The organism is Acidovorax sp. A79, from assembly GCF_041154505.1.
Lineage (GTDB): Bacteria > Pseudomonadota > Gammaproteobacteria > Burkholderiales > Burkholderiaceae_C > Acidovorax.
The window spans coordinates 4,644,763-4,665,966 of record NZ_AP028672.1 but is presented as its reverse complement, the minus strand read 5'-3'; the positions used below and the strand labels follow the sequence as shown (position 1 = coordinate 4,665,966).

19 protein-coding genes are annotated in these 21,204 nt (G+C 69.9%); 11 read left to right on the top strand and 8 right to left on the bottom strand.

Translation table 11 applies throughout. The features are described 5' to 3' along the window. Nucleotides 1-22 precede the first annotated feature (22 nt). Genes pcnB through hda form a run of 3 tightly spaced genes read right to left on the bottom strand, consistent with a single transcriptional unit; the run spans nt 23 to nt 3,119 of the window. On the bottom strand, nt 23-1,630 hold the full coding sequence (gene pcnB / locus ACAM51_RS21440; RefSeq protein WP_369641803.1) for a polynucleotide adenylyltransferase PcnB: 1,608 nt from the start codon (nt 1,628-1,630) through the stop codon (nt 23-25). Between the two features lie 42 nt (nt 1,631-1,672). Continuing rightward, a complete protein-coding gene (locus tag ACAM51_RS21435; RefSeq protein ID WP_218341714.1) occupies nt 1,673-2,383 on the bottom strand; it encodes an HAD family phosphatase in 711 nt (236 codons plus the stop codon). Between the two features lie 37 nt (nt 2,384-2,420). Beyond that, entirely contained in the window at nt 2,421-3,119 is a 699-nt protein-coding gene (gene hda, locus ACAM51_RS21430) for a DnaA regulatory inactivator Hda (protein WP_218293690.1), read from the bottom strand. Nucleotides 3,120-3,388: 269 nt separating this feature from the next. Here hda and ACAM51_RS21425 point away from each other — a divergent pair, with 269 nt between their 5' ends. The 4 genes from ACAM51_RS21425 (at nt 3,389) to ACAM51_RS21410 (ending at nt 8,700) form a co-directional block, all read left to right on the top strand. Next, entirely contained in the window at nt 3,389-4,609 is a 1,221-nt protein-coding gene (locus ACAM51_RS21425; RefSeq protein ID WP_369641802.1) for an MFS transporter, read from the top strand. A gap of 77 nt (nt 4,610-4,686) precedes the next feature. Further along, nucleotides 4,687-5,730 carry a phosphoribosylformylglycinamidine cyclo-ligase gene (gene purM / locus ACAM51_RS21420; RefSeq protein ID WP_369641801.1) on the top strand — a complete coding sequence of 348 codons (1,044 nt, stop codon included), beginning with the start codon at nt 4,687-4,689 and terminating at the stop codon, nt 5,728-5,730. 41 nt (nt 5,731-5,771) lie between these two features. Beyond that, on the top strand, nt 5,772-6,878 hold the full coding sequence (locus ACAM51_RS21415; RefSeq protein WP_369641800.1) for an AI-2E family transporter: 1,107 nt from the start codon (nt 5,772-5,774) through the stop codon (nt 6,876-6,878). Nucleotides 6,879-7,095: 217 nt separating this feature from the next. After that, a complete protein-coding gene (locus ACAM51_RS21410; RefSeq protein ID WP_218293687.1) occupies nt 7,096-8,700 on the top strand; it encodes a methyl-accepting chemotaxis protein in 1,605 nt (534 codons plus the stop codon). A gap of 129 nt (nt 8,701-8,829) precedes the next feature. Here the strand turns inward: ACAM51_RS21410 and ACAM51_RS21405 are convergent, their stop codons facing one another. After that, nucleotides 8,830-9,951 (bottom strand): PHB depolymerase family esterase, encoded by a 1,122-nt coding sequence (locus ACAM51_RS21405; protein WP_369641799.1) that lies wholly within the window; start codon nt 9,949-9,951, stop codon nt 8,830-8,832. Nucleotides 9,952-10,395: 444 nt separating this feature from the next. Here ACAM51_RS21405 and ACAM51_RS21400 point away from each other — a divergent pair, with 444 nt between their 5' ends. The 3 genes from ACAM51_RS21400 (at nt 10,396) to ACAM51_RS21390 (ending at nt 12,937) form a co-directional block, all read left to right on the top strand. Next, the gene (locus ACAM51_RS21400; protein WP_369641798.1) at nt 10,396-11,196 is read left to right on the top strand and encodes a carbon-nitrogen hydrolase family protein; all 801 of its coding nucleotides are present in this window, start codon (nt 10,396-10,398) and stop codon (nt 11,194-11,196) included. Next, nucleotides 11,193-11,822, top strand: a complete 630-nt coding sequence (locus tag ACAM51_RS21395; RefSeq protein ID WP_369641797.1) for a DJ-1/PfpI family protein — start codon at nt 11,193-11,195, stop codon at nt 11,820-11,822. The genes ACAM51_RS21400 and ACAM51_RS21395 overlap by 4 nt, the downstream gene beginning before the upstream one ends. Nucleotides 11,823-11,938: 116 nt before the next feature. Then, nucleotides 11,939-12,937, top strand: a complete 999-nt coding sequence (locus ACAM51_RS21390) for a GlxA family transcriptional regulator (protein ID WP_218293683.1) — start codon at nt 11,939-11,941, stop codon at nt 12,935-12,937. Nucleotides 12,938-13,190: 253 nt separating this feature from the next. On the opposite strand, the gene ppk2 is transcribed toward ACAM51_RS21390, so the two are convergent. Then, a complete protein-coding gene (ppk2, locus tag ACAM51_RS21385; RefSeq protein ID WP_369641796.1) occupies nt 13,191-14,105 on the bottom strand; it encodes a polyphosphate kinase 2 in 915 nt (304 codons plus the stop codon). A gap of 169 nt (nt 14,106-14,274) precedes the next feature. Here ppk2 and ACAM51_RS21380 point away from each other — a divergent pair, with 169 nt between their 5' ends. Further along, nucleotides 14,275-15,324 (top strand): transporter, encoded by a 1,050-nt coding sequence (locus ACAM51_RS21380; RefSeq protein WP_369641795.1) that lies wholly within the window; start codon nt 14,275-14,277, stop codon nt 15,322-15,324. A gap of 61 nt (nt 15,325-15,385) precedes the next feature. Next, complete coding sequence (locus tag ACAM51_RS21375) at nt 15,386-16,258, top strand: plasmid replication/partition related protein (RefSeq protein WP_369641794.1); 873 nt, start codon at nt 15,386-15,388, stop codon at nt 16,256-16,258. On the opposite strand, the gene ACAM51_RS21370 is transcribed toward ACAM51_RS21375, so the two are convergent. Both ACAM51_RS21370 and murJ read right to left on the bottom strand, forming a co-directional pair. Beyond that, a complete protein-coding gene (locus ACAM51_RS21370; RefSeq protein ID WP_218293679.1) occupies nt 16,255-17,097 on the bottom strand; it encodes a SirB1 family protein in 843 nt (280 codons plus the stop codon). The genes ACAM51_RS21375 and ACAM51_RS21370 overlap by 4 nt on opposite strands. 84 nt (nt 17,098-17,181) lie before the next feature. Continuing rightward, entirely contained in the window at nt 17,182-18,747 is a 1,566-nt protein-coding gene (gene murJ, locus ACAM51_RS21365) for a murein biosynthesis integral membrane protein MurJ (protein WP_218293678.1), read from the bottom strand. 212 nt (nt 18,748-18,959) lie between these two features. Here murJ and rpsT point away from each other — a divergent pair, with 212 nt between their 5' ends. Together rpsT and ACAM51_RS21355 are read left to right on the top strand one after the other, a co-directional pair. After that, nucleotides 18,960-19,259 (top strand): 30S ribosomal protein S20, encoded by a 300-nt coding sequence (rpsT, locus tag ACAM51_RS21360; RefSeq protein WP_218293677.1) that lies wholly within the window; start codon nt 18,960-18,962, stop codon nt 19,257-19,259. A gap of 187 nt (nt 19,260-19,446) precedes the next feature. Continuing rightward, the gene (locus tag ACAM51_RS21355) at nt 19,447-20,640 is read left to right on the top strand and encodes an AAA family ATPase (RefSeq protein ID WP_369641793.1); all 1,194 of its coding nucleotides are present in this window, start codon (nt 19,447-19,449) and stop codon (nt 20,638-20,640) included. 102 nt (nt 20,641-20,742) lie between these two features. Here ACAM51_RS21355 and ACAM51_RS21350 read toward each other — a convergent pair whose 3' ends face one another. Continuing rightward, nucleotides 20,743-21,075, bottom strand: a complete 333-nt coding sequence (locus ACAM51_RS21350) for a DUF3579 domain-containing protein (protein ID WP_218293675.1) — start codon at nt 21,073-21,075, stop codon at nt 20,743-20,745. Nucleotides 21,076-21,204 lie beyond the last annotated feature (129 nt).

Below are 21,204 nucleotides of genomic sequence, written 5' to 3'. Positions count from 1 at the left end.
CACGGCATCGGACCGCAGCGGGTCAGGCATCCACCGCGAAACCGGACCCGCCGGGGCCCGCCCCACCGTCGCCCCCGCCGGGCTTGCGGCGGCGGCGGCGGCGCTTCTTGGGAGCGCCGCCCTCGGAAGGAAAGTCGGCCGCGCCCTGGGCGGCATCCCCATCCCCCTCCGCGTCCGCCCCACTCGCAGCCCTTGGCCCGGCGGCAGGGGCCTGGCGCGGCACACGCTTGACCACCGGCTGGGCTTTCTGGCGGGCTTTCTGCTCTTCCTTGGCCTGGTCCATCAGGTCGTCACGGCGTTCGTCGTCGGCCGCCTGGAAGTCCTGCCACCATTCGGCCAGCGCCTCCTCCACCTCGCCCACATCGGCGCGCAGGCGCATGAAGTCGAACCCGGCGCGAAAGCGCGGCTGCATCACCATGCCGAACGGGGTGTTGCCCACGCGCTTTTCAAAGCGCGGCTGCATGACCCAGATCTCGCGCATGTCGGCCGCCAGCTTGCCGCGGCCCGACACGTCGCCGATGCGCTTGTCGAACACCTCGTCGATGGCCTCCTGCAGCGCGGGCAGCGGATGCTGGCGCTGGTTCAGGCGCTCCTGCCAGCCATTGCGCACGTCTTCCCACAGCACGCAGGCCAGCAGGAAGCTCGGGGCCACGGGCTTGCCTTCGTTCACGCGGCGGTCGGTGTCCACCAGGGCAGCCTTCACAAACGGCGTGTCGGCGCGCTCCACGGCCACGTCCAGCAGCGGGTAGATGCCCTTGGCCATGCCCAGCTTGCGCAGCTGTTCGACGGTGGCAATGGCGTGCCCCGTCTGCAGCAGCTTGAGCATTTCGTCGAACATGCGGCTTTGCGGCACCTCGGCCAGCAGGGCCTGCGACTGCACCAGCGGCGCGGCCGACTTGGCGTCGATGCTGAACCCCAGAGGGCTGAGCTTGGCCGCGAAGCGCACGGCGCGGATGATGCGCACCGGGTCTTCGCGGTAGCGCGTGGCCGGATCGCCGATCATGCGCAGCGTCTTCTTCTTGGCGTCCTGCAGGCCCTTGTGGTAGTCCACCACGATCTGGCTCACCGGGTCGTAGTACATGGCGTTCACGGTGAAGTCGCGGCGCGTGGCGTCTTCGTCCTGCGGGCCCCAGACGTTGTCGCGCAGCACGCGGCCGCTGGCGTCCACGGCATGCTGCATGCCCGACAGCTGGGCCTTGCTGGTCTTTTCGTTGCCCGCCACCTGGCCGGCGGCGGCGTTGTCGAGGTAGGCGCGGAAGGTGGACACCTCGATCACCTCGTGCTCGCGGCCCCGTCCGTGCACCACGTGCACGATGCGAAAGCGCTTGCCGATGATGAAGGCGCGGCGGAACAGCCCCTTGACCTGCTCGGGCGTGGCGTTGGTGGCCACGTCGAAGTCCTTGGGGCGCAGGCCCAGCAGCAGGTCGCGCACGGCGCCGCCCACGATGTAGGCCTCGAAGCCCGCCTGCTTGAGCGTGGCCACCACCTCGGCGGCCCGGCGGTCCACCAGCTCGGGGTTGATGCCGTGCACCGAGGCGGGCACCTCTTCGCGCTTGCCGAAATGCGGCTTGCCGCCCGAGGTGCCGGGCGTCGATTTGCCCAGCAATTTGTCGATGAACTTCTTGATCATGGGTAGGGAGTAATCAGGGGGGTCTGGCGCGGGGCGCAGGTGTCAGGCGGCATCCTGGCCGGCTGGGGCCGTGAACAGATCCAGTATGCGCCAGCCGCGCTCCTGGGCCAGGGCCCGCAGGCGCGGGTCGGGATTGGTGGCCACCGGGTGGTTCACCTTCTCCAGCAGGGGCACGTCGTTCATGGAATCGCTGTAGAACGTGCTGTCGACATCGCCCCAGCCGAGTTGCCGCTCGGCCAGCCATTGTTCCATGCGCCGCACCTTGCCTTCGCGCATGGTGGGAATGCCGTCGATCTCGCCGGTGTACCAGCCGCTGGCGTCGCGCGCCAGCTGCACGGCCAGCAGTTGCTGCACCCCCAGCGCCTGGGCGATGGGGGTGGTCACGAACTCATTGGTGGCGGTGACGATCAGCACCTCGTCGCCCGCCGCCTGGTGCTGGCGGATGAGGCTGAGCGCCTGGGGCTGGATGGCCGGGCCGATCACGTCCCGCATGAACTGCAGGTGCGCGGCCGCCGCCGCCTCGGGGCCGCGCAGGCGCACGGCCTCGGTCGCGAAGCGCACGTAGTCGTGCACGTCGAGCGTGCCCGCCTGGTAGTGGGCGTAGAACTCGTCGTTGCGGCGCGCGAACTCCACGGGGTCGTTCCAGCCGATGCGGATCGTGAACTCGCCCCACTCGTAGTCGGAGTCGAGCGGCAGCAGCGTGTGGTCCAGGTCAAACAGCGCAAGCCGCAGGCGGCGGGGTTCAGAAGTCATTCAGTTTCACAGACAAAAAGGGGCGCATGGGTCGGCGTCATTCCGATTCCAGCATCGTCTTGAGCAAGGGAATCGTGATGGCGCGCTGGGTGCGCAAGGCAAACGCGTCGAGCTGGTCCAACAGCTGCATGAGGCTGCCCAGGTCGCGCGAGAACCGGTTGAGCATGTAGTCCATCACCTCGTCACCCAGGAACACGCCGCGCGCGTCGGCTTCCTGGCGCAGCACGGAGCGGCGCTCGGCTTCGCCCAGCAGCTGCAGCTGGAACACATGGCCCCAGCCCAGGCGGCTGCGCAGGTCGTCGCGCAGGGGCAGGTCGGCCGGCGGCAGGTCGCCCGCGGCCAGCACCCAGCGCTGGCTGCCGCTGGCCGGGCTGATGGCATTCACGAACCAGTTGAAGGCCGTGGCCTGCTGGGCGGTGCTGTACAGGTGCACGTCGTCCATGACGATGGCGGCCCAGCGCTCATCGAAATCCGGCGGCTCGGCCACCGATGGGTCGAGCCAGCCCACGCTGGCACCCTGCTCGCGCAGGGCGTGGCGCACGGCCGTGAGCAGGTGCGTCTTGCCGCTGCCGGGCTCGCCCCAGAGGTAGGTGGGCACCGGCGAGCGGGTGGCCTGGCTGCTGCCCTCGCCCACCGCCAGGCGCAGGTGCTGCAGGGCCGCCTCGTTGGGGCCCGCGAAAAAACGGGCCAGGGTGGGGCCGGTGGCCAGGCCGATGTCCAGCGCCAGCTGCTTCATGCGCGGCACCCGGGCAGCATGGCCAGGCCCGTGGCATTCAGTGCGGGAGCGGCAGACAAGGAAGGGATCAGCAGCAGCATCACGGATGAAGTTGGAAGCGCCCGGCCGTAGGTGACTGCGGCGGGTGCGGCGAAAGTGGTGGCCGACGGCCCGTTGCCAGGGCAGGAACTCCTTGCGAAGAGGCCCGGCAACGACAATGGAGCCGATTTTAGTCTCCCGCCGGCCCCCTTCGGCCGCCGGCTTCCCCACGCTCTGCCTCGTCAGCACCCATGGCCCTTCCACCCTCCCCCTCCAAGCGCCTGCCGGCCAGCATCTGGGCCCTGGGCCTGGTGAGCCTGCTCATGGACATTTCGTCCGAAATGATCCACAGCCTGCTGCCCGTCTTCATGGTCGCGGCGCTGGGGGTCAGCATGCTCACCGTGGGCCTCATCGAGGGTGCGGCCGAGGCCACGGCCCTCATCCTGAAGGTGTTCTCGGGCGTCCTGAGCGACTGGTGGGGCCGGCGCAAGCCGCTGGCCATCCTGGGCTACGGGCTCGGGGCCCTGTCCAAGCCGCTGTTCGCGCTGGCCACCACCGTCGGCCTTGTGGTGGCGGCGCGGCTGCTGGACCGCGTGGGCAAGGGCATCCGGGGCGCGCCCCGCGATGCGCTGGTGGCCGACCTGGCCCCGCCCGGCATGCGCGGCGCGGCCTTCGGACTGCGGCAGTCGCTCGACACCGTGGGCGCCTTTCTGGGCCCGCTGCTCGCCATGGGGCTGATGCTGCTCTGGGCCAACGATTTCCGTGCGGTCTTCTGGGTGGCGGTGCTCCCGGCCGCGCTGTGCGTGGTGCTGCTCGTCGTGGGCGTGCGCGAGCCGGAGCGCCCCGCCGGCGCCGCCCGCGCCAACCCCATCCGCCGCGAGAGCCTGCGGCGGCTGGGCCCCGCCTACTGGGGGGTGGTGGCCCTGGGCGCGGTGTTCACCCTGGCCCGCTTCAGCGAAGCCTTCCTGGTGCTGCGCATGCAGCAAGGCGGCCTGCCCCTCGCCTTGACGCCCCTGGTGCTGGTGCTGATGAACGTGGTCTTCGCGCTGGGCGCGTACCCGCTCGGCAAGCTCTCCGACACGGCCCGGCACACCACGCTGCTCGCCGGGGGGCTGGTGGTGCTGATCGCCGCCGATGCGCTGCTGGCCTTCACCGGGCAGGGCATCGCCGCCTGGCTGGGCATCGCCCTGTGGGGGCTGCACATGGCCATGACGCAGGGCCTGCTGGCCACGATGGTGGCCGATACCGCCCCCGCCGACCTGCGCGGCACGGCCTTCGGCATGTTCAACCTGGTCAGCGGCGTGGCCCTGCTGGTGGCCAGCGCGCTGGCCGGCCTGCTGTGGGACCAATGGGGCGCCAGCGCCACCTTCGGCGCCGGAATGTGCTTTGCCGCCCTGGCGCTGGCGGGCGTCTTGCTGCAGGCCGCGGCGGCCCGCCGCGCCACCCCAAAGCCCCCGCCGGCACAGGGCTGAGGAGGCACGGCGGGGCATGCCCCTTAAAATCCCCGGATTCCAGCCCGCCGCGCGGGCCTATCTGCACCACACCACCCATGAGCTCTTCTGCCCCCTCCACCCCCATTTCGTACAAAGACGCCGGCGTTGACATCGACGCGGGCGACGCCCTGGTCGAGCGCATCAAGCCGCTGGCCAAGAAGACCATGCGCGAAGGCGTGCTGGCGGGCATCGGCGGCTTTGGCGCCCTGTTCGAGGTGCCCAAGCGCTACAAGGAGCCCGTGCTGGTCTCCGGCACGGACGGCGTGGGCACCAAGCTCAAGCTGGCGTTCGAGTGGAACATGCACGACACCGTGGGCATCGATCTGGTGGCCATGAGCGTGAACGACGTGCTGGTGCAGGGCGCCGAGCCCCTGTTCTTCCTCGACTACTTCGCCTGCGGCAAGCTCGACGTGGACACGGCCGCGGCCGTGGTCGGCGGCATCGCCCGGGGCTGCGAGCTTTCGGGCTGCGCCCTGATCGGCGGGGAAACGGCCGAAATGCCGGGCATGTACCCCGCCGGCGAATACGACCTGGCCGGGTTCGCGGTCGGTGCGGTCGAAAAGTCGAAGATCCTGACCGGCAGGGACGTGGCCCCCGGCGACGTGGTGCTGGGCCTGGCCTCGGCGGGCGTGCATTCCAACGGCTTCTCGCTGGTGCGCAAGTGCATCGACCGCGCAGGGGCCACCGCCCCCGCCACGCTGGACGGCAAGCCCTTCAAGCAGGCCGTCATGGAACCCACGCGCCTGTACGTGAAGAACGTGCTGGCCGCGCTGGCCGCCCACCCCATCAAGGCCCTGGCCCACATCACCGGCGGCGGGCTGCTGGAGAACATCCCGCGCGTGCTGCCCGACGGCACGGCCGCCCGTCTCACCAAGGGCAGCTGGCCCCAGACCGAGCTGTTCGCCTGGCTGCAGAAGACCGCCGGCATCGACGACATCGAGATGAACCGCACCTTCAACAACGGCATCGGCATGGTCGTGGTGGTGGACGCCGCCAACGCCGCCGCCACGGCCGCCACGCTGGCCGCCGCGGGCGAGAAGGTGTACACCATCGGTGCGATCGCGCCGCGCGGCGATGGCGCCGCCGTGGTCGTGGCCTGACCGATCGACTTTCGCCCCACCACCCCAGCCCGCTTCCGCGCATGGCGCAGCGTCCCCCTTCGGCCCCCCTCTCCTCTGCGCCGCCAGAACCCACGCCCGCCACGCTGCCGCCGCGCACCCTGACCCGGGGCATCGTGGTGGCCAGCTACCTGCTGGTGGCGGCCGTGCTGCTGCTGGTGATGTGGCGCGGCCTGCTCCCGGGCCTGCTGTGCGTGTGCCTGGGCTTCCTGCTCACCCGCGCCCTCACGCGCTGGTTCGCCCACGGCCTGGGCCGGGCGCAGCGCCAGGCCACGCCCTCCGCCGGCAGCGTGCGGGCGGCCCAGGTCGTGGCCGCCGGCCTGGTCATGCTGCTGCCACTGGCCCTGCTGGCGGCGGGACTCACCCATTCGCGGGGCTACCTGGTCGATGCGCCCCAGCAGTACCGCGAGCTGCTGGACTACATGGCGCGCACCGTGCTGGAACTGCGCCTGAAGCTGCCCGCCGACGTCGCGGCCCACCTGCCGGAAGGCGCGGCGGAAATCCAGCGCATCATCGCCGGCTACCTGGGCGCCAAGGCGGGCGCGCTGGCCATGGCGGGGCGTGCCTGGCTGGCCGGCCTGCTGTTTGCCTATGTGGGCCTGCTGATCGGCGCGCTGGCCGCCGTGCGCCCGCCTGCCCTGGCGCGGGGGCCGCTGGCCCAGCAGCTGAAGCTGCGCATCACGCTGTTCGGCGAGGCGTTCCGCCAGATCGTGGCGGCGCAGTTCTGGATCGCGGCATTCAACACGCTGCTCACGGCGCTGTTCCTGCTGTTCGTGCTGCCGCTGTGGGGCCTGACGCTGCCCTACACGACCGTGCTCATCACCTTCACCTTCGTGGCCGGGCTCGTGCCCATCGTGGGCAACCTGGTGTGCAACGTGGTGATCACCATCGTGGGCCTGTCGGTATCGCCGCTGGCCGCTGCCGCCTGCCTGGGCTTTCTGATCCTCATCCACAAGGCCGAATACGTCATCAACGCCAAGGTGGTGGGCCGCCGCACGCAGATGGGGGTGTGGGAGCTGCTCAGCGTGATGTTCGTGGCCGAGGCCGTCTTCGGCCCCGCGGGGCTGGTCGCGGCGCCGCTGTTCTACGCCTACCTCAAGAAGGAACTGGTGGCGGCGCGGCTCGTGTAGACGCCGCGCCCCCCGCGCCGGGGGTGCCGGGGCCGGACAACGCCGGCGCCATATCCCGCCCCGGGCCCCGCCTGGGCCGCCTTCTTTCGCCGGCCGTGCCCTGCTCATGCGGGTTTTCGCCAAGGCTTGCGCAAAGGCTGCGGCAGTACCCTGCCTGACAGTGCCGTGCAGCCCGCAGGACCACCGCGTCCAGACCTTCCCGTTGTAAAGGCTTCCCATGACCATCGCAAGAAAACTGGCCCTTCTGGTGCTGAGCGCGATCCTCGGCATCGTGGTGATGACAGCATGGTTCCTGGTGTCGGAGCGCCAGCTGATCCTGGAAGAACGCCAGACCGGCGTGCGCCAGGTCGTGGAGGCGGCGCACGGCATCGCCACGCATTTCCACGACCTGAGCACCAAGGGCGGTATGCCCGATGACGAGGCCCGCAAGCGCGCGGCGGCGGCCATCCAGGCGCTGCGCTACAGCGGCAACGAGTATGTCTGGATCAACGACATGCACCCGCGCATGGTGATGCACCCCATCCGCCCCGAGCTGAACGGCCAGGACCTCACCGCCAACAAGGACCCCAACGGCAAACAGCTGTTCGTCGAGTTCGTGCGCACCGTGCAGGCCGGCGGCGCGGGCTTCGTGCCCTACCTGTGGCCCAAGGCAGGTAGCGACACGCCGGTGGAGAAGACCTCGTACGTGAAGGGATTCGCGCCCTGGGGCTGGGTCATCGGCTCGGGGGTGTACATCGACACGGTCAATTCCGCCATCTGGCAGCGCGCGCTGGGCTTTGGTGCCGTGGCGCTGCTGCTGGGTGCGGCGCTGCTGGTGGTGGGCACGCTGATCTCGCGCAACCTGCTGCGCCAGCTGGGCGGCGAGCCCGGCTACGCGCGCACCATCGCCCGCAGCATTTCCGAGGGCAACCTGTCGGTGTCGGTGGAGACCCGGGAGGGCGACCGCTCCAGCCTGCTGCTGGACATGCAGGGCATGCAGGGCAGCCTGCACCGCATCGTGCAGCGCGTGCGCGACGGCACCGAGCACATCGCGAGCGCCTCGCAGCAGATCGCGTCCGGCAACCAGGACCTCTCCGCGCGCACCGAATCGCAGGCCAGCGCGCTCGAGCAGACGGCGGCGTCGATGGAGGAGATGACCTCCAACGTCAAGCAGAACGCCGACAACGCCCACCAGGCCAGCGTGCTGGCGCAGTCCGCCTCCGACGTGGCGCGCAAGGGCGGCGCGGTGGTGGAGAAGGTGGTGCAGACCATGGGGTCCATCGACGCCTCGTCGCGCAAGGTGTCCGACATCACCGGTGTGATCGAAGGCATCGCGTTCCAGACCAACATCCTGGCCCTCAATGCCGCCGTGGAAGCGGCGCGCGCCGGGGAACAGGGCCGGGGCTTCGCGGTGGTGGCGACCGAGGTGCGCAGCCTGGCGCAGCGCTCGTCCGAAGCCGCCAAGGAAATCAAGGCCCTGATCGGGAACTCCGCCGAGCAGGTGAAAGCCGGCGCCCAGCTCGCCCAGGAGGCCGGTGCCACCATGCAGGACGTGGTGGACAGCGTGCTGCGCGTGTCGGCCGTGATCGAGGAGATCAGCCAGGCCAGCCGCGAGCAGACCGACGGCATCGAGCAGATCAACGAGGCCATCGCGCAGATGGACCAGGGCACGCAGCAGAACGCGGCGCTGGTCGAGCAGGCCACCGCCGCCGCCGCCGCGCTGCAGCAGCAGGCGCACGAGCTCAAGCAGGTGGTCGCGGCCTTTCACCTGAACGGCGCGCATGGCGCCGGCCACGCGGCGCCCTCCCTGCCCGCGGCCGCGGCGCCGCGCCAGCTGCGCTGACGGCGGGGCTTCCCACCGCGCGCGTCCTTCTCGCGCGCACCGCCCGGCCATGGCACGCCGTGCGGCTCTTTTGCTACTTGATCAATAGCATTCAGCGCTTATCCAGCAAGCGCCTGGACGCCATTTCATTCAAAACCGCCTGCGATCGAACTGCCGCGCCACGAAGGCCCAGACCAGGGCCGAGGCATCAGGCCCAGCCGGATCGCTGTACGGCTGGTGGGCCGCGCCGCCGCTCCACGCATGGGCCAGGCCCACCACCTCGCGCAGCGCCACCACCGTGCGACCCCGGGCCTTGTATTCCGTGACCTGCATGGCGTGCCGCTGGCCACGCTGCAGGGTACGCACCGCTCCGGCGCGCGCGCCCAGCGCCTGGGCCCACAGCACCGCCGTGGCCGCGGCGTTGCGCACCGACACCACGCCGTCCGCGTCCCCATGCAGCACCAGCAGCGGAGGCAGCACGGGCTGTAGCGCGGGGATGGGCGCCGCACCACCAGCCACGATGGCCGGCGCCTTGGCCACGCGCCGCTGCAGGGGCTCGGGCAGCTGCGCCTCGCGCCGCCCGTGCATCGCCGCGATGGCGGTGGCCGCGGACTCGGCCGTGCCCGGCGCCACGCCCGAGTGCATGGCCACGGCGCAGAACCGGTGGGGATACAGCGCGGCCATCAGCACCGCCATGCTCGCGCCGGCCGAGAGGCCCGCCACCGCCACGCGGGCAAGGTCCACGGGCTGGCGGCGCGCGACCTTGTCCACGGCGGCCAGCAGCGTGGCGGCTTCGGCCTGTGCCTTGCCGCTGCGGCGCTCGAACCAGTTCCAGCAACCGTGCGCGTTGGCCACGCGCTCCTGCTCGGGGTACAGCACCAGAAACCGCTCGCGCGCGGCCAGCCGGTTCATGCGCGATGCGATGGCCAGATCGCGCCCCGTCTGGCCGCAGCCGTGCAGCATGACCAGCAGCGGAAAACGCTCGCCCGGCCTGGGCGCCAGCCCCGGCGGGATGTAGAGGTGGTAGCGCCGCGCCCCCGCGGGCCCCGGCGCCACCCCCGCCAGCCATTCGCCCCGCACGGCGGGGCTGCGCGGCGCGCGCGCGCCGGGTGCCGCCGCCCCAGCCCGCGCGGCGACTGGCGCCGCCAGCGGCACCGCCGCCTTGCGCCGCACCGGGCGCGCGGGCCGTGTCGCGCGCACCAGGGCCTTCAGGTTGCGCTGGTACGCCCGCGTCAGCGCTGACAGGGAGAACAGGCGGGAGCGTGGGGCCATGGTGTGCTGGTGTGGGGGAATAGAAAAAAAATGAAGGGCGGCAAACAAACGGCGGTGGGGCGTGGCCAATGCAGGCGGTGGGGCGCCCCACGAAACAAGGGAAAACCCTAATCACCATAACAGCATCTGGCCTCCCGCGCACGAAACTCTCAATTTGATAGCTGGAACCCCTTGTCCATCCAGCGTGGTGGGCCATTTCCTCGGACTTTCCAGAGCCCTTGGGCACCTTGCCGGCATCCACGCGGCAGGTGTCGCCCGATATATGGCGCAAATTGATCGAAACCTGTCCCATCGAGTTCGGACACATCCAGTACCCGCAGGCACTATGAGCGCTGCAAGATACCCGCTGCAGAAGCAGGCCTCTTGAGATTTGTCCGATAGTGATCGGCACCGCACCCTTGCCCGCCCGCTTCCACACTGCCCATGCCACGAGGATCCACCGCCATGCGCGCCACCGTCTGTGAACTTCCCTGCCAACCCGTGCTGCTGGAGGCCGCCTGGGCCGCCCTGTGCGCGCACACCCGCGCCGAGCGGTCCGGGCTGGTGCTGCTGCCCGAGTTCGCGTTTGTCGAACCCCTGTGGGAGACCCTGCCCCCCGAACCCGCCCACTGGGATGCCGCCGTGGCGCTGAGCGACGCCTGGCAAGCCCGCCTGCACGCGCTGGACACCGACTGGGTGGTGGGCGCCCGCCCGGTCACGGTGGGCGGACAGCGCTTCAACGAGGGCTTTGCCTGGTCGCGCCAGGGCGGCTACCTGCCGCTGCGGCGCAAGTTCCACCTGCCCGACGAACCCGGCGGCTGGGAGGCGCACTGGTTCGAGCGCGGCGACGCCGCCTTCCCCCGCCTGCAGGCCGGTGCGCTCGGCTTCGGGCTCAATATCTGCTCCGAACTCTGGGCACTGGACACCTACGGCGCCTATGCCGCGCTCGGCGGCGTGCAGGCCATCCTGTCGCCGCGTGCCACGGCGGCGGCCACCACCGCCAAATGGCTGGCGGTGGGCACCGTGGCCGCCGTGCGCACGGGGGCCTACAGCCTGTCGTCCAACCGCGTGGATGCCGCCGCCGGCACCTATGGCGGCGCGGGCTGGGCCATCAGCCCCGACGGCGCCATGCTTGCGCGCACCACGCCCGCACAGCCCTTTTGCACCGTGGACCTGGACTTGCAGGCGGTCGCCGCCGCGCAGGACACCTACCCGCGCTACGTCTTTTCCACCCCCACGCCACCCCAGCCCGCCACCGCACCATGACCGAAGCCACCCTTGCCCCCCATCCGCTGAAGATCGCCATCCTCGTCTTCGACGACGTGGAGGCCCTTGACCTCGCGGGCCCCTACGAGGTGTTCACCACCGCCACCCGCATGCAGCAGCGCCTGCGGCCCGGCGCACCCGCGCCCTTTGCCGTGCAGTGCGTGGCGCGCGGCATGCAGCCGGTGCAGGCGCGCGCCGGCCTGCGGGTGCTGCCCGATGCCGACTTCGCCACCGCCGTGGCGCCGGACGTGCTCATCGTGCCCGGGGGCGTGGTCGATGCAGCCGCCGCCTGCGCCCAGACGCGCGCCTGGGTGGCCCGGGCCGCGCGCGGCGCGCGGGTCACGGCCTCGGTATGCACCGGCGCGTTCATCCTGGCGGCGGCCGGCGTGGTCACCGAAGGGCCCGTCACCACGCACTGGGAGGACATCGCGGACCTGCGCGCGCAGTTTCCCGCGCTCAACGTGCAGGAGAATGTGCGCTGGGTGGACCGGGGCGCGTTCGTCACGTCTGCGGGCATCAGCGCGGGCATCGACATGAGCCTGCATCTGGTCACGCGCCTGGCGGGCTCGGCGCTCTCCCAGCGCACCGCCCGCCAGATGGACACGCCCTGGAATCCCGCGCCCTGAAGGCCGCCCGTGCCGCCCCTCCCCCTCTCCCGCCGGGGCCTGGCAAGGCCGGCTCCGGGGGCAGGGGCCCCGGCCGTGCCGGTTCTCAAGGCCGCGGACGAAGCAAGGAAACACTGATGCAGGACATGCCACCCGCCCCCATCCACGTCTATTTCGCGCTGCTGCCCGGCAGCCTGGTGCTGGACTGGGCAGGCCCCGCGGAGGCGCTGCGCATCGCCAACCAGACGCTGCGCGCACGGGGCCTGCCCGAGCGCTTCGTGCAGCACTTCGTGAGCCCCACGCCCGAGTCCATGACCTCCGTGGGCGTCGCGCTCACGGGCCTGGCGCCGTTGCCCGAGGTGCTGCCCAGCCCCGCCTGGGTGGTGCTGGTGGGCCTGCCGGGCCGGCGCATCGACGTGGGCCACGGCGAGGCCCAGGCGCTGCTGCACTGGCTGCGCGGCCTGCGCCCGGTGGCCGGGCAGCTCGAGCTGGTCACCGTGTGCGCCGGGGCGGTGCTCGCCGCGCATGCCGGCCTGCTCACCGGCCGGCGCGCCACCACGCACCACCTGCACCTCGACGAACTGGCCGAGGTGGACCCGCGCTGCGACGTGGCCGCCAACCGCGTGTTCGTGACCGACGGGCCCATCTACACCAGCGCGGGCGTCACCACCGGCATCGACCTGCTGCTGCACCGCATCTCGGACCTGTGCGGCCCCACCGTGGCCGTGCAGGTGGCGCAGGCGATGGTGATCGGGCTTCGCCGGGGCCCGGACGACCCGCAGTTCTCGCCCTTCCTGCACCACCGCAACCACCTGCACGCCGCGCTGCACCGCGTGCAGGACGCCGTGGGCCAGCAACCCCAGGCCGACTGGAGCGTGCCCGCCATGGCGGAGGTGGCGCACACCTCGCCCCGGCACCTCACAAGGCTGTTCCTGGAGCATGCGGGCATCGCGCCGCTGGCGTACCTGCGCCGCATCCGACTGGCCACGGCCGAAGCGGCCCTGCAGTCCGGGCGCAACGTCACCCAGGCCGCGCAGATGGCGGGCTTCAGCTCCGACACGCAGCTGCGCCGCGCCTGGCACCAGTTCGGCCGGGGCGGCACGCCGTCCCAGGGCACGGCGCGGCGGCCCCACTGAGAAGGAACACACAGGAGACCACTGTGCGGCGTGGCGTGGCCAATCCACAAGGGCCCTGCCCCGGCCACACGGACACCGCCGTGCCAGAGTCCCCTCGCGAAGGCGCTGCAGGAGCGGGATGCGGTCCCGACGGTCCAGAGGCTCAGGGGTGCGGCGCCGCAGTCCTGTACTTGAGGCTTTTCTGGCCTCCAGCGCTTGATGGGAAAGCGCTGAAAGCTATATAAATAATAGCAATCATCTTGCCCCGAGGGCTTCAGTACGCCTCGGGCACGTACATCGACGCGGGCACCGGCTGGCGCAGGTACTCGGGGTTGCGCACGCGGTCGGGCAGCACCACCGCCGGATGCGGCACCTCCTGGTAGGGCAGCTGCGACAGCAGGTGGGCGATGCAGTTCAGGCGCGCCTTTTTCTTGTCCACCGCCTGCACCACCCACCAGGGCGCCTCGGGGATGTGGGTGCGTTCCAGCATGGTTTCCTTGGCCTTGGTATAGGCCTCCCAGCGCACGCGGCTTTCCAGGTCCATGGGGCTGAGCTTCCACTGCTTGAGCGGGTCGTGGATGCGCCCGAGGAAGCGCAGGTGCTGCTCCTCGTCGGTGATCGAGAACCAGTACTTGACGAGCGTGATGCCCGAACGCACCAGCATCTTCTCGAACTCGGGCACCGTGCGGAAGAATTCCTCGTATTCGTCGTCGGTGCAAAAGCCCATGACCCGCTCGACACCCGCGCGGTTGTACCAGCTGCGGTCGAACAGCACCATTTCGCCGGCGGCGGGCAGGTGCGCCACATAGCGCTGGAAGTACCACTGCGTGCGCTCGCGGTCGTTGGGCGCGGGCAGCGCGGCCACGCGGGCCACGCGCGGGTTCAGGCGCTGGGTGATGCGCTTGATCACGCCGCCCTTGCCCGCCGCGTCGCGCCCCTCGAACAGGATCACCACCTTCTGGCGGCTGTGCTGCACCCAGTCCTGCAGCTTGACGAGCTCGCCCTGCAGGCGGAACAGCTCCTTGAAGTAAAGCTGGCGCGCCAGCTTGTCCGTGGGCTGGGGGACGCCGAGATCGTCCACGTTGCGGTCCTCGATCTCCAGCTCCAGCTCTTCGTCGTAGCTGTCGATCAGGTCGTTGGCGATGCGCTGCATCAAGTCCTGGGTGTCAAGGGTGTTCTGGTGAAACATGGGCAACCGATCCGTGCAGGCAAATAGACAGAGAGATGCGCCATCGTGGCGCCGGCAGGTGACAGTGTTGTGACATCGGCGTGATCTGTCACGGCGCTGTCACGCCCGCGCGCCAACATGCGGCGGTGCCAGCCTGTCTCCCTCCTTTCCGCCGCGCGCCCTCTTTGCCGTGAATGCCCACCTGAACTACGGCGGCGATGCCGCCGGGCTGATCTGCGGCTATCTGCTGGATGCCGACGCACCCCCGCGCGAAGTCGATTCGGCGCAGGCCGCGCAGTGGCTGAGCGCGCTGCGGCATCCGCCAGCCACGGGCACCGCAGCGCCGCAAGCGGAGCACGCCACCACCTTCCTGTGGCTGCATTTCAACCTGCGCCACGCGCAGGCCGTGCGCTGGATGGAGCGGCACGCCGGCCTGCCCGAGGCCTTCTTCGATGCGCTCAAGGACCGCTCGGTATCGACGCGCATCGAGCGCGACGACGACACGCTGATCGCCGTCCTCAACGACGCGCACTTCGACTTCGCGTTCGAGCCCTCGGACATCGCCACGCTCTGGACCAGCGTGGCGCCGCGCCTGATGGTGACCGGGCGCACGCGGCCGCTGCGCTCGGTGGATGCGCTGCGCACGGCGGTGCGCAGCGGGCAGGCGCCGCGATCCAGCGTGGCCCTGCTGGCCGAACTGATGCGCACCCAGGCCTCGGGCCTGGTGGACATCGTGCGCGGCGTGACCCAGCGCATCGACGACGTGGAGGACGAGCTGCTGGCCGGCCGCCTGGACCACAAGCGCGCGCGGCTCGGGGTGCTGCGGCGCCTGCTCGTGCGCCTGCAGCGGCTGCTGGCCCCCGAGCCCGCCGCGCTGTTTCGCCTGCTGCAGCACCCGCCCGCATGGATGGGCGCGGACGATGCCCAGGAGCTGCGCGACTCCACGGAGGAATTCTCGGTGGTGCTGCGCGACATGCAGGGCCTGCAGGAGCGCATCAAGCTGCTGCAGGAAGAGATCGCCGCCAACGTGCAGGAAGCCAACAGCCGCAGCCTCTTCGTGCTGACGGTGGTGACCGTGCTGGCCCTGCCCATCAACATCCTGGCGGGGCTGTTCGGCATGAACGTGGGCGGCGTGCCGCTGGCGGACAACGGGCACGGTTTCTGGATCATCGTGGCCGTGGTGGCCGCCTTCACGGCGGTGGCGGGCTGGCTGGCGCTGCGGGACACCCACGATCGGTAGGTGCGGGCCCGGGCATGTCTACAATCGCGCCCCTTGCCCTGCTCCCGGACCGCTTTCCACCATGAACATCGTCGTCAACGAAGAACTCAAAGCCTATATCGAACCCCTGACCCCCGACGAGCACGAGGCCCTGGAGCGCAGCATCCTGGCCGAGGGCTGCCGCGACGCGCTGGTGCTGTGGGGCGACGTGCTGGTGGACGGCCACAACCGCTACGGCATCTGCCAGAAGCACGGCCTGCCCTTCCAGACGGTGCAGAACCCGCGTTTCCAGTCGATGGAGGACGTGCACCTGTGGATGATCGACCAGCACCTGGGGCGCCGCAGCGTGTCGGACTTCCAGCGCGGTGTGCTGGCCCTGCGCAAGCGCGAGATCATGGCCGAGCGCAAGGCGCGCGCCCCGGAGCCTTCGGAGTCACCCGACACCCTGGCCGCGGACGCCCCGGCGGCGCCCGAGGCCGCTGCCGCCCTGCCCGCCCCCGATCCGCTGGCCAGCCGCGAGGCCATCGCCCGGGCCGCGCGGCTGAGCAGCAGCCAGGTGGTGATGATCGAGAAGATCCAGAAGCAGGCCGCCCCCGAGCTGGTGGCCGCCGTGAAGTCCGGCACCATTTCCATCAACGCCGCCGCCGCCGTGTCCACGCTGCCCGCCGAGGAGCAGGTGGCGGCCGTCGCCGCGGGCAAGGATGAGCTCAAGCAGGCCGCCAAGCGCGTGCGCGAACTCAACAAGCGCAAGCCGCGCGACGAAGCGCGTTCAGAAGAAGAAGAAGAAAAGGAAGAAAAGGCCGCGCCACAGCCGGGCACGGGCGCCGAGGGAAGTGCCGACGAGCTGCAGGCCCTGCGCCACCGCGTGGCGGAACTCACCGCCGAGAACACCGAGCTGCGCCGGCAGCTGGCACAGCTACGGGCCGACCAGCCCGCGCACAGCGCACCGTTCTAGCCGCGCAGTGCGTTGAGGCGGTCGGCAATCAGGTCGATGTCCAGACCGTCTTCGGCATGGGCCAGATAGGCCTGCAGGTCGGCCACGGCCTCGGCCGTATTGCCCCGCTCGGCATGGGCCAGCCCCCGGTCGCGCCGCTCGCCCCAGGCCTCGGGCAGCAGCACGATGAGCCGGTCGAGCACGGTGATCAGGCGCTGCCAGTCCTGCTGGGTGCGGTGCACCTCTTTCAGGTTGCGCAGCATGCGCGCGATGATGTCGCGCGGCGTGGCCGCCTGGAGGTACAGGCCCAGCGGCACATCGTAGTCGTCCACCAAGCCGTTGCGGCGCTTGTAGGGTTCCAGCCGCTCGGCCAGTTCCTCGCGGCTGAGCGACTGGCCCGAGATCGGGTCGAGCACCACCTGCCCCTTGGGCAGCAGCACCTTGACCATGAAATGCCCGGGGAACGCGATGCCCCGCGCATGCAGGCCCAGGCCCTGGGCCAGCTCCATCCACAGCACGGCCAGCGAAATCGGGATGCCCCGGCGCGTGCGCAGCACGGCGTTGAGGTAGCTGTTCTCGGGGTCGTAGTAGTTGTTGACGTTGCCGCCAAAACCCAGGTCGGCGAAGAAGAACTGGTTGAGGGTGCGCAGGCGCTGCAGCGCGGGCGCATCGGCGGGCAGGCGGCGCTTGATGCGGGCGAGCAGCTGGTCCATGTCGCCCAGCAACTGCTGCACATCCAGTTCCGGGTACTCGTCGTGGGCCAGGCTGGCCGCGGCCTCCAGCAGCGGAAAGTGGTCGTCGCTCTGCACCAGCGATGCAAAGTACTCCAGCGAGGTGGGCACGGAATAGCTCAGGGACATATGGCAGGGTTGTAAGTGCCGCGCCGGCCTGCGTCAAGCGACAGAAGGCACCGCTTGGCAGCACATTTGCGGCCTTTGCCGCCGTCAGCGCCGCAGCAGCTGGCGCAGCTTGAGGCCGGCCGCCCACAGCGCGCCGAAGTACAGCACGGCCGCCGCAGCCATGAGCCCGGCCAGCAGCCCTATGCGCCGAAGGGTCTGCCCCTTCATCGCCACCCAGTCGAAGTGCTGCGCGCCCCACGCCAGCAGCAGGGCCAGCAAGGCGCTCGCGGCGATCACCTGCAGGGCGAACTTGCCCCAGCCAGGCAAGGGCCGGTAGCTGCCGCGCCGCAGCAGGCCGATCAGCAGCCAGGCGGCATTGACGAGGGCCCCGATGCCGATGGTCAGCGTCAGGGCGGCGTGCTGCAGGTAGCGCACCAGCACCAGGTTCATCAGCTGCGTCAGCACCAGCACCGCCACCGCAATGAGCATGGGGGTGCGCATGTCGTGCTTGGCATAGAAACCGGGCGCCAGCACCTTGATGGCCACAATGCCCACCAGGCCCACGCCATAACCCGTGAGTGCCAGGGTGGTTTGGCGCACGTCCTGGTCGCCAAAGGCCCCATAGTGGTACAGCACCGCCACCAGCGGCTCTGAAAAGACCAGCAAGGCCACCATGCAGGGCACCGACAGCAACACCACCAGGCGCAGCCCCCAGTCAAGCATGGCCGAATACCTTTCGTCGTCCTGCTTGGCGCGGGCGCTGGCCAGCTGCGGCATCAGCACCACCCCCAGCGCCACGCCCAGCAGCGCGGTCGGCAGCTCCATCAGGCGGTCCGCGTAGGTGATCCAGCTCACGCTGCCGGTGGCCAGGTGCGAGGCGATCTGCGTGTTGATGAGCAGCGAGACCTGCGCCACGCTCACCCCCAGCAGCGCGGGCAGCATCAGGCGGATCACCTTGCGCGTGGTGGGGTCCGACCAGGCGGCCCGGATCGCCGCCCAGCGCACCCCGATGCGCGGCAGCAGCCCCAGGCGCGCCAGCGCGGGCACCTGGATGGCCAGCTGCAGCAGCCCCCCCACCATGACCCCGGCGGCCTGCGCGTAGATGGGCTCGATGCCATGGCGGGCGAACCAGGGCGCCCCCAGGACGATGGAGAGAATGAGCGCGATGTTGAGCAGCACCGGCGACGCCGCGGGCACCGCGAACTTCTTCCAGGTATTGAGAATGCCCCCCGCCAGGGCCACCAGCGACATGAAGCCGATGTAGGGGAACATCCAGCGCGTCATGGTGACGGCGGCGTCAAAACCCTGGGGCGACTGCTGGAGCCCGCTGGCCATGCCCCACACCATCCAGGGGGCGCCCAGCACACCGGCAATACACAGCAGCACCAGCGTCCATGCGAGCAAGGTGCCCACATGGTTGATCAGCGCCCGGGCCCCTTCGTCGCCCTCCTGGGCACGGGTAGCGGACAGCACCGGCACGAACGCCTGGCTGAAGGCCCCTTCGCCGAGGACCCGGCGAAACAGGTTGGGAATGCGGAACGCCACATTGAAGGCGTCCGTCATGGCGCTGACCCCGAAGACCGATGCCATGAGCAGCTCCCGCACCAGCCCGGTGATGCGGGAGACGAGGGTCAGGAGGGAGACGGTGGAGGCGGCTTTGAACAGTGACACCGCAAGAAGTGTAGCCCCCCTGTGCCGCTGCGCGCCGTCCCCCAGGAGCGTCTCCCAGGGAGGCCGCACCCGGTGGCCTGGCAGAGCCGTTTCCAACGGGTGCGCAGGCGATGGCAACGCGCCGGCAGCAGCCGCCGTGACCACGGTAAGTGGCTCTGGGCTATAATCGCGGGCTTTGCTGGCATCATCCTCAGACTCAAGGAATCAAAACCATGGCATCCGCTAAACCCAAGAAGAAGAACCCGCGCCTGGCGTCGGGCCGCAAGCGCGTCCGTCAGGACGTCAAGATCAACGCTGCGAACACCTCGCTGCGCTCCAAATACCGTACCGCTGTCAAGAACGTCGAAAAGGCTGTTCTGGCTGGCGACAAGACCAAGGCGACCGAACTGTTCGCCAAGATGCAGGCCGTGGTCGACACCGTGGCTGACAAGGGCATCTTCCACAAGAACAAGGCTGCTCGCGACAAGAGCCGTCTGTCCGCCAAGGTGAAAGCCCTGGCCCTGGCCGCCTGACCCACTTCAGGCAAACAGCCCGAACGGCATCCGCCGTTCGCCGTTTGTAACGGGTGCGCTGCCAGCAAACGAACAAACCGCCTTCGGGCGGTTTTTTCGTTTCTGGATGCAAATGGCGCGCCCCGTCTCTTTACGATAAATTATTGAAGAACCATAATTATTGGAATTTCATAAAAACCAATAAACCATGACCTTCCGGCGAACCGCCCTCGCGCAGGAGATGGCCACGCAATTGCTGCGGCCCTCGTTTCTCGACACGTCGCTGCGCTCGGGCCTGTTCCTGGCGGGGCAGCGGCGCGTGGGCAAGACCACCTTCCTGGCCACCGACCTGATCCCCGCGCTGGAGGCCCTGGGCGCCATCGTGGTCTATGTGGACCTGTGGAGCCAGCCCCAGGCCAACCCGGCCGACCTGGTGCACGAGGCGATCCGCAAGGCCTTGAAGGAGCTCCAGACGCCGGGCTCGGCCATCCTCAGGCGGCTCAAGGATGTCTCCAGCGTCGATGCCGGCGCGGCGGGGTTCAAGTTCGGGTTCAAGCTCTCCGATGTGGGCAAGGAAAAAGGTGTGAGCCTGGCCCAGGCGTTCAAGGAACTGATCGACCAGGCCCGCACGGACGTGGTACTCATCATCGACGAGGTCCAGCACGCCCTGGGCAGCGCCGACGGCGACAACATGCTGCACGCGCTCAAGGCCGCGCGCGACGCCATCAACACCCGCCCCGGCACGCCCGGCTATTTCCTGTTCCTGGGCACGGGCTCCCACCGCGCGCGGGTGCAGGAGCTCACGCTCAAGGGCAACCAGGCGTTCAACGGCGCGGTGACCAACGAGTTTCCGGTGCTGGGCCGGGACTTCATCGACTACGTGCTGGAGCAGGTCCGCCCCCAGCTCGGGCCCATGCTCCCGGCCCCGGACGTCGCAGAGGCGGCCTTCAAAAGCATGGGGAGCCGGCCCGAGGAGCTGATGAAGGCCCTGAACATCCTGCGCAGCCTGCCGCCGGACGCGCGGCCCGACGAACATCTGCCGACCATCGCCCAATCGCTGGGCGCGGCCGCTGCCGACGTCGAACTGCAGAAGGTGGAAGCCATGGGCCCTCTGGCCGAGGCCGTGTTCTCGCGCATCTGCAGCATCGGTGGCGACGTCAAGGGCGTGTTCACCGCCGACGCCCTCAAGGCCTACGCAGCGCAGATTGGCCGCGAGGCCACGGCCCAGGAGGTACAGGGCGTGATCGGGATGATGACCTCCGCCAACCTGCTCATGCGCGTCCGGCACGGGCACTACGGGGTGACGGACCCGTTCGTGGAGAAGGCCTGGATGGCCAGGCTGCGGTCGGACCAGCTCCTGCGCGCCAGCCCCGCACCGGATTCTGACCACGGTGCAGCGTGATCGCAAAACACTGAACGGCGGTGGAACCGGGGCCCCGGAAGTGGCCGGCCACGCCACGAAAGACGCTCCGCACCTGCCGGCGCAGGCGCACCGGGGGAAAGGTCAAGGCCTGGCGGAAGGCGCGGGGGGCGGGTCTGGCAACAGGCAGGCTTCGGCCACCTGCAGATTGTTGTCCCGTGCGAAGTTGATGACGAAGTCCCAGGCCATGGGTTCGTGGTCGCGCAGGTCGCGGTGCACCACCACGCACTTCACCCCGTTGAGCGTGGTCGGAATGCACCAGGGCGAGTAACTCAGATGGCTGCCGGGCCGCGCTCCGCCCGGGCGAAAACTGCTCATCACCCCGGCCAGCCGCTCGGCCCAATCACTGGGGCGAAAGGTCTTCCCGTCATGGGTAATGCCCTGGATGAAGACTTCTTTGGAGGTGGGGGAAACCATCGGGATTGGAGTGGTAGTGGGGCGCGGCCAAGGCAGGATCACTGCATGCTGCACCGCAACGCGCATTCTAACTCTTATATAAGAGCTGGGACCCTAATCCACATGCTGGACTCCGGATCAGGCCCCGAA

Excerpts from the sequence above, each read along its gene's own strand:
- rpsT (WP_218293677.1), top strand. The coding sequence starts at position 18,960 with ATGGCATCCGCTAAACCCAAGAAGAAGAACCCGCGCCTGGCGTCGGGC.
- ACAM51_RS21390 (WP_218293683.1), top strand. The coding sequence starts at position 11,939 with ATGCAGGACATGCCACCCGCCCCCATCCACGTCTATTTCGCGCTGCTG.
- ACAM51_RS21400 (WP_369641798.1), top strand. The coding sequence starts at position 10,396 with ATGCGCGCCACCGTCTGTGAACTTCCCTGCCAACCCGTGCTGCTGGAG.
- ACAM51_RS21415 (WP_369641800.1), top strand. The coding sequence starts at position 5,772 with ATGGCGCAGCGTCCCCCTTCGGCCCCCCTCTCCTCTGCGCCGCCAGAA.
- ACAM51_RS21425 (WP_369641802.1), top strand. The coding sequence starts at position 3,389 with ATGGCCCTTCCACCCTCCCCCTCCAAGCGCCTGCCGGCCAGCATCTGG.
- ACAM51_RS21350 (WP_218293675.1), bottom strand. The coding sequence starts at position 21,075 with ATGGTTTCCCCCACCTCCAAAGAAGTCTTCATCCAGGGCATTACCCAT.
- ACAM51_RS21355 (WP_369641793.1), top strand. The coding sequence starts at position 19,447 with ATGACCTTCCGGCGAACCGCCCTCGCGCAGGAGATGGCCACGCAATTG.
- ACAM51_RS21395 (WP_369641797.1), top strand. The coding sequence starts at position 11,193 with ATGACCGAAGCCACCCTTGCCCCCCATCCGCTGAAGATCGCCATCCTC.
- purM (WP_369641801.1), top strand. The coding sequence starts at position 4,687 with ATGAGCTCTTCTGCCCCCTCCACCCCCATTTCGTACAAAGACGCCGGC.
- ACAM51_RS21370 (WP_218293679.1), bottom strand. The coding sequence starts at position 17,097 with ATGTCCCTGAGCTATTCCGTGCCCACCTCGCTGGAGTACTTTGCATCG.
- ACAM51_RS21410 (WP_218293687.1), top strand. The coding sequence starts at position 7,096 with ATGACCATCGCAAGAAAACTGGCCCTTCTGGTGCTGAGCGCGATCCTC.
- ACAM51_RS21405 (WP_369641799.1), bottom strand. The coding sequence starts at position 9,951 with ATGGCCCCACGCTCCCGCCTGTTCTCCCTGTCAGCGCTGACGCGGGCG.
- hda (WP_218293690.1), bottom strand. The coding sequence starts at position 3,119 with ATGAAGCAGCTGGCGCTGGACATCGGCCTGGCCACCGGCCCCACCCTG.
- ppk2 (WP_369641796.1), bottom strand. The coding sequence starts at position 14,105 with ATGTTTCACCAGAACACCCTTGACACCCAGGACTTGATGCAGCGCATC.
- ACAM51_RS21375 (WP_369641794.1), top strand. The coding sequence starts at position 15,386 with ATGAACATCGTCGTCAACGAAGAACTCAAAGCCTATATCGAACCCCTG.
- pcnB (WP_369641803.1), bottom strand. The coding sequence starts at position 1,630 with ATGATCAAGAAGTTCATCGACAAATTGCTGGGCAAATCGACGCCCGGC.
- ACAM51_RS21435 (WP_218341714.1), bottom strand. The coding sequence starts at position 2,383 with ATGACTTCTGAACCCCGCCGCCTGCGGCTTGCGCTGTTTGACCTGGAC.